Annotated in this window: 1 protein-coding gene; it reads right to left on the bottom strand. The window is 46.8% G+C overall.

Annotated features, from left to right (window positions below; all coding sequences use genetic code 11):
- Positions 1–5: 5 nt before the first annotated feature.
- A partial coding sequence (locus NR125_RS30425) for a hypothetical protein (RefSeq protein WP_256816924.1) occupies positions 6–308 on the bottom strand: 303 nt, incomplete at its 5' end.

The raw sequence follows: 308 nt of genomic DNA, 5'->3' as shown, positions 1-308 counted from the left end.
TTCTCCTATCTATAATTCTTTATTTCCTCCTTCCTTCCCTTCTTTCTTCCTTTTCCTCCTCTTCCCTTCTCCCCTTTTTCCTTCTTTCTTCTCTTCCCTCTTTCCTTCTTTCTCCTTCTTCCTTCCTTTCCTCCCCTTCTTCCCTTTTTTCCTCCCTCTTCTCTTCCCTTCTTCCTCCCTTTTCCCCTCTTCTTCTCTTTCCCCCTTCTTTCCCCCTTCCTTCTCCTCCCCTTCCCTTTCTCCTTCTCTCCCCTTCTCCCTCCTTCCCTCTCTTCCTCTCTTCTTTTCTTTCCCTCTTTTTCCCTTCT

It is taken from the genome of Cytobacillus sp. Bac17, from assembly GCF_024519925.1.
Lineage (GTDB): Bacteria > Bacillota > Bacilli > Bacillales > Cytobacillaceae > Cytobacillus > Cytobacillus pseudoceanisediminis.
Note: the sequence above shows the minus strand (reverse complement) of the source record. Positions and strands in the feature narration are given on the sequence as shown.